The organism is Amycolatopsis sp. NPDC054798, assembly GCF_053611505.1.
Genome location: NZ_JBSHAM010000108.1, coordinates 1 through 6,404 on the forward strand (window position 1 = coordinate 1; position 6,404 = coordinate 6,404).

General features: G+C 70.5%; 4 protein-coding genes. All 4 read left to right on the plus strand.

Going from position 1 to position 6,404, the window contains the following annotated elements; translation table 11 throughout:
- The first annotated feature begins 139 nt into the window (after nucleotides 1–139).
- Genes ACWGIC_RS38735 through ACWGIC_RS38750 form a run of 4 tightly spaced genes read left to right on the plus strand, consistent with a single transcriptional unit; the run spans nucleotide 140 to nucleotide 6,341 of the window.
- The gene (locus ACWGIC_RS38735) at nucleotides 140–1,567 is read left to right on the plus strand and encodes an MFS transporter (RefSeq protein ID WP_452080922.1); all 1,428 of its coding nucleotides are present in this window, start codon (nucleotides 140–142) and stop codon (nucleotides 1,565–1,567) included.
- A complete protein-coding gene (locus tag ACWGIC_RS38740) occupies nucleotides 1,564–3,042 on the plus strand; it encodes an FGGY family carbohydrate kinase (RefSeq protein WP_452080923.1) in 1,479 nt (492 codons plus the stop codon). The genes ACWGIC_RS38735 and ACWGIC_RS38740 overlap by 4 nt, the downstream gene beginning before the upstream one ends.
- A gap of 54 nt (nucleotides 3,043–3,096) precedes the next feature.
- Entirely contained in the window at nucleotides 3,097–4,782 is a 1,686-nt protein-coding gene (locus ACWGIC_RS38745) for an FAD-dependent oxidoreductase (RefSeq protein WP_452080924.1), read from the plus strand.
- Nucleotides 4,779–6,341, plus strand: a complete 1,563-nt coding sequence (locus ACWGIC_RS38750) for an FAD-binding oxidoreductase (RefSeq protein ID WP_452080925.1) — start codon at nucleotides 4,779–4,781, stop codon at nucleotides 6,339–6,341. Before ACWGIC_RS38745 ends, ACWGIC_RS38750 begins: the two co-directional genes overlap by 4 nt.
- Nucleotides 6,342–6,404 lie beyond the last annotated feature (63 nt).

The window sequence follows — 6,404 nt, forward strand, 5'->3', positions numbered from 1 at the left end:
GTCTTGACGCCCGCGAGCGCGCCGCTTAATCTTGCGTTCTCAGACAGGCACAGACGAAGAGCCACTGTCAGCGGTCTTCGTCGTGTCTGTTTTTTGTATGCCGGGATCGCTGACAGCCAGCGCAGAAAGTTGGCGGTCCATGAGTTCACCTACGGTCGCAGCGCCGCGATCGATCGCGAATGTTTCGCAGGTCACCGCGCTGATCAACACGTTGCCGAAGTTGCCGCGCAAAGCGAACCTGCTGTGGTATCTGGTGCTGGGCGGGCTGTTCCTGGACGCCTATTCGAACGCCGCGCTCGGCGCCGGGCTCGCCCCGATGACCAAGGAACTGGGGCTCAGCGCGGGCCAGGTCGGCCTGCTCACCGCGACCGCGCCCGCGGTCGCCATCCTGTTCAACCCGGCGGGCGGCTGGCTGGCCGCCCGGATCGGCCGGGTCAAACCGCTGATCGCGGCGAAGGCGATCGCCGGGCTCGGCGCGGTGCTGACCGCCACCGGCGGCAGTTTCGAGGCGGTCTGGGCCGGGCGCGGCCTGGTCGGCGTCGCCTACGGCATCGACTTCGCGGTGGCGATGGCTCTGCTCGCCGAGTACACCCCGGCGAAGCTGCGCGGACGGCTGAACCTGTGGCAGTCCGTCTGGTACGTGGCCACCACGGTGAACCTCGCGCTGACGCTGGTTTTCTACAAAGCTGGCGTTTCGGTGGAGATCTGGCGCTGGTCGGTCGGCTCGGCCGGGGTCTTCGCGCTCGCGCTGCTGGTGCTGCAGATCGCGTTCCTGGCCGAAAGCCCGTCGTGGCTCGCGGCCAAGGGCAGGCTGCCCGAGGCGGCGCGCAGCCTCCGCCGGATCTACGGTTTCGAGGTGACGCCGGGAACCGCGGGCGGCGAAGACGCGGCCGAGGAGCGCAAGATCGGGTTCCGGCAGGCGGGCGTGCTGTTCCGCAAGCCCTACCTGCCGCGCACTTTCCTGTCCACGGCGATCTCGCTGACCCAGGCGATGCAGTACTTCGCGGTCGGCTGGTACCTGCCGGTGATCAGCCTCGCGATCTTCGGCGACAAGTTCGAAACGGCCACGCTCGGGTCGATGATCTTCAACGTCGCCGGGATCGTCGGCGGCGCTCTGTCGGCGTACTTCGGACGGAAGATCGGGCTGCGGGTCAGCTCGGCGATCGGCTACGCCTTCGCGTTCGCCATCCTGCTGGTGATGGGGCTCGGCTTCGGGAAGCTGCCGATCGCGATCGGGTTCCTGCTGCCGTTCCTGTTCATTTTCTTCCACTCCGCGGGACCCGGCGCGAACGGCAAGTCGATCGCGGCGCTGTCCTACCGCAGCGACGTGCGCACCCTCGGCACCGGCGTGACCGGCATGCTCGGGAGCTTCGGCAGCGTCGTCGGGCTGTACGTGTTCCCGCAGATCAAGGAGGCGATCGGCCTCGGCCCGACGATCGCCTTGCTCGCCGTGGTGCCGGCGCTCGGCCTGGTGTCCTGCCTGATCGTGCGCTGGGACCCGACCCGCAGCGGCGTCGACCCGGACGACGAGGAGATCGTCTTCAAAACGGCCGGGAGCGCGGCATGACGCGGCGCGGAATCCTGGCCGTCGACGAGGGTTCGACCGGCACGAGGGCAGCGGTGGTCGGCGAGGACGGCGTGTGCGGGCCGTCGTTCTACACCGCGGTCGACGTCGTCCACCCCGAACCGTCGCGAGTGGAGCAAGACGCGGCACAGCTGCTCGAACGCACCGTCGACGTCGCCCGCCAAGCGATCGCGTGGGCGGGGGAGAACGGCGTCGAGATCGTCGGGATGTCGGTGTGCACGCAACGGGCGACTGCGATCCTGTGGGACCGCGAGACCGGGCAGCCGCTGGCTCCGGCCGTGGTGTGGCAGGACACCCGGTACGCGGACGAGCTGGCGAAGCTCGCCCCGGACTGGGATCCGGTGCTGTGGGCGAGAACCGGCCGTCCGGTCGGCACCCGCGCCCCCTTCCTGTGGGCCGCCCGGCAGCTCGACCAGCTCGACGTGCCCGCCGACCGCGTGCTGTTCGGTTCGGTGGACACCTGGCTGGTGTGGCATCTCAGCGGCCGCAGCAGATATGTCATGTCGGCGACCAACGCCGTCGCGTTCGGCGGGTACCGGCTGCGCGAGCACGCCTGGGATCAGGAATGGCTGGCAGCACTGGGTTTCCCGGCCGAGCTGGCCCCGCCGCCGGTGGACGACGACGGGGATTTCGGGCACACCGACCCGGAGCTGCTCGGCATCGAGGTGCCGATCGCCGCGGTGATGGGCGACCAGCACGCCTCGCTGATCGCGCTCGGCGCGCTGACCCCGGGCCAGGGCACCTGCGTGCACGGCACCGGCACCTTCGTCGGCGCGCTGGCCGGGGACGAACCGCCGGACGGGCTCGGCAAGGTCGACGGCGTGCTGTGCCTCGTCGGCTGGCGCAGCGCGGGACACAGCCGGTTCAGCCTGGAGGCCTACACCTCGACCACCGGGTCCGCCCTGCGGTGGCTCACCGAGGACCTCGGCCTGTTCCGTTCTGCCGCCGAGATCAGCGAGCTGGCCGCCGCCCAGCCGAGGAGCACTTCGACCTGGTTCGTGCCCACTCTGGCCGGGCTGCGCACTCCAGTGCAGCAGCCCGGCGCGCGCGGGCTGCTAACCGGGCTGAGCCTGGCCACGACGCGTGACGTCGTGGCGCGTGCGGTGCTCGACGGGATCGCGCACGCGGTGAGCGACACCGTCGACGCGCTGCGGACGACGATGAACCGGCCGGTGACCCGCCTGCGCGCCGGCGGCGGATTGGCCGCCAGCGACGTGCTCCTGCAAAGCCAAGCCGATTTCGCGGGCGCCGAAATCGAACGAGTGGCCGATTCGGCGACCGCCAGCCTGCGGGGCGCCGCGTATCTCGCGGGCGTCCGGCTGGGCGTGTGGCCGTCGCTGGCCGAAGCCGTTGCGCACCAAGGAAAAGGCGAGGTCTTCGAACCTCGGCTGCCCGAGGACGAACGGCGCGAACTGCGTGCCCGCTGGCAGGACGTGCTCGCGGTTTCGCTGTCCTGACAGTCCGGACTGTCCTTAGTGGACGATTTTAACTTTTGACTGGAGAGAAAGCTCATGTTCACACTGCCGTCCCGACGGCCGAACGCCGTCGCCGCGAGGGCGACACTGTCCGCGCCGTTGCGGCTGGACCGCCGCGCCGCGCTGACCGGGCTCGACACCGGCACGTTCGACGTGCTCGTGATCGGCGGCGGCGTCACCGGCGCCTACACCGCGCTGGACGCTGTTTCCCGCGGCCTCAAGGTGGCGCTGGTGGAGCGCGACGACTTCGCGTCCGGGACCTCGTCCAAATCGTCCAAAATGGTGCACGGCGGGCTGCGCTACATCGAGCAGGGAAACCTCGACCTGGTCCGGCATTCGCTGCTGGAGCGGCAGCGGTTCCGCCGCAACGCCCCGCATCTGGTGCAGCGGCTTCCTTTCCTGTTCCCGATCCTGGCGAAGGACGGGGTGTTCGACGCCCGCATCGCCAAGGCGTTCGAGAGTCTGTTGTGGACTTACGACCTCGCGGGCGGCTGGCGGATCGGGAAGCTGCACCAGCGGCTGACCGTCGACGAGGTTCTCGCGCACGCCCCGACGTTGCGGGCGGAGAACCTCAAGGGCGGCCTGATGTACTACGACAGCCGCGCTGATGACGCACGGCTGACGCTGGCGATCGTGCGCAGCGCCGCCCGACTCGGCGCGGTGGTGGTCAACGGCGCCGAGGTGACCGGGTTGCGCACTGCTGGCGGACGGGTCACCGGCGCCACCGTCGAGTCTGACGGCGAGCAGATCGACGTCCGGGCGCGCGTCGTGGTCAACGCGACCGGCGTGTGGGCCGACCGGCTGGAAGGCATGGCCGACAACGGTCATCAGCCGCAGGTCCGTCCGGCCAAGGGCGTGCACATCGTGCTGCCGTGGTCGAAGATCCGCAACGACTGCACGGTCACCGTGCCGATCCCGGGCCGCGCGCGGCGGGCGACCTGCACCCGCTGGGGAGATGTCGTCGTGGTCGGCACCACCGACACCGACTACACCGGTTCGACCGACGACGTGCACTGCACCCGCGAGGAAATGGAATTCCTCCTCGAAGGAGCGCAGATCGCCTTCGACACCAAGCTGGACGCCAGCGACGTGCTGGGCAGCTACGCGGGTCTTCGCCCGCTGGTCGGCGGCAAGGAGGGCGCGACGCTGGACATGCGCCGCGACCACCACATCACGGTGTCCGCGGGCATGGTCACGGTGACCGGCGGCAAGCTCACCACGAGCAGGCACATGGGCGAGCTGGTCGTGGACAAGGCGCTCGGCCTGCTGGGCCGGAAAGCCAAGTGCCGCACCAAGAACCTGCCGTTGCTCGGCGGCGCCGGATACGACGCCGAGGCGACCGCCGCGACCGGTGGCGTAGCCGCGCACCTCGGCGGCCGCTACGGCACCGAGGCGCGGTTCGTGAGCGCGCTGGTCGACGAGAACCCGGCGCTGGGGGAGCCGCTGATCGAGGGGCAGCCGTTCCTGAAGGCCGAGGTCGTGTTCGCGGCCCGCTCGGAGATGGCGCGCTCGGTGGACGACGTGCTGTCGCGCCGCACCCGGCTGCGGTTGTTCGCGCGGGACGCGTCGGTCGAGGCCGCGCCGCTCGTCGGCGAACTGCTCGGCGCGGAACTCGGCCTCAGCGCCGAGACCGTGGCCGCGCAAGTGGAGCAGTACCGGGCGGACGTCGCCCGAGAGAAGTCGATCCTGTTCGGAGACAACCTGTTGGGAGCCAACGCATGATCAGCCGTCAGACCGTCACGCACCCGTTCAACCGGGGCAATTACGTGGTCGGCGCGCCGACGCCGCCGCGCTGGGGCGGCCGCACCGAGCCGGGTGAAGGCGACGCGTCGCTGCAGACCGCCGCTGTCGCCGTGCCCGCCGCGCTGACCGAGGCGTTGCGCGGGCTGGCGGACGCGGTGCACACCGAGCGCGACGAGGTCGTGCTGCGCACCCGCGACTGGTGGGCCGGCTCGATGATCGGCGAGACCGCGGGCGCCCCGGCGACCCCGGACGCGGTGATCGCCGAGGTGAGCACCGTTGAGCAGATCCAGGCCGCGGTCCGGCTGTGCGGGGAGCACCGGGTGCCGCTGACGGTGTCGGCGGGACGCAGCAACGTCACCGGTGCCGCGCTGCCGGTGTACGGCGGGGTCGTGCTGGATGTGTGCCGGCTCAACAAGATCGTCTCCTTCGACGCCGAATCGCAGATCGTCGAAGTGCAGGCGGGCATGTTCGGCGACCTGTTCGAGAAGGAACTGCAGGAGACCCACGGCGCGACCACCGGACACTGGCCGTCCGCGTTCGCGATCTCCACGGTCGGCGGCTGGGTGGCCTGCCGCGGCGCCGGCCAGCTGTCCACGCGGTACGGGAAAATCGAGGACATGGTCGTCGGCCTCGACGTCGTCCTCGCCGACGGCACCCTCGCCCGCTTCGGCGACTACCCGCGCGCCGCGACCGGCCCGGACCTGCGCCAGCTGTTCGTCGGCTCGGAAGGCACGCTGGGCGTGATCACCGCCGTGCGGCTGCGCACACACCCGCTGCCGACGTACTCGAAGGCCATCGCGTACGGCTTCGAGACCTTCGCCGCCGGGCTCGACGCCTGCCGCCGGATCATGCAGCGCGGCGCGACCCCGGCCGCGATGCGGCTCTACGACAAGCTGGAGAGCGGCACGCACTTCGGGCATCCGGAGACCAACCTGCTGCTGATCGCCGACGAGGGCGACCCGGTGCTGGTCGACGCGATGCTGAAGGTCAGTGCCGAGGAATGCGCGGCGACCGGGTCCGAATTGGACGGTCAGCCGGTGTTCGACCGCTGGCTGGACGAGCGGATGCTGGTCGGCAAGTCCGCCGACGGGTTCGCGCCGGGGCCGGGGTTCGTCGCCGACACCCTGGAAATGGCCGGTTCATGGTCCGCGCTGCCCGCGATCTACGACGAGGTGGTGGCCGCGATCCAGGCGGTGCCGGGGACTCTGGCGGCGTCCGCGCACCAGTCGCACGCCTACACCGACGGGGCGTGCCTGTACTTCTCGCTGCGCGGCGACGTCGAGCCGGAGAAGCGGCGGCACTGGTACCGCTCGGCCTGGGATGCCGCGAACGCGGTGCTGGTACGGCACGGGGCGGCGTTGAGCCATCACCACGGGTCGGGGCTGCTGCGCGGGCCGTACCTGGCGGACGCGCTCGGTACCGGGTTCGGCACGTTCGTGGCTGTCAAGCGCGCTCTGGACCCGAACGGGCTGCTCAACCCCGGCAAGCTCGGCTTGCCCACCGACCTGGGCCCGAACCCCCTGGACTCGGCTAACTGACCGGCCCTTGAGGTCCGTGAAGGGCTCCTTGAGGGAATCAGATTCCCTCAAGGAGCCCTTCAC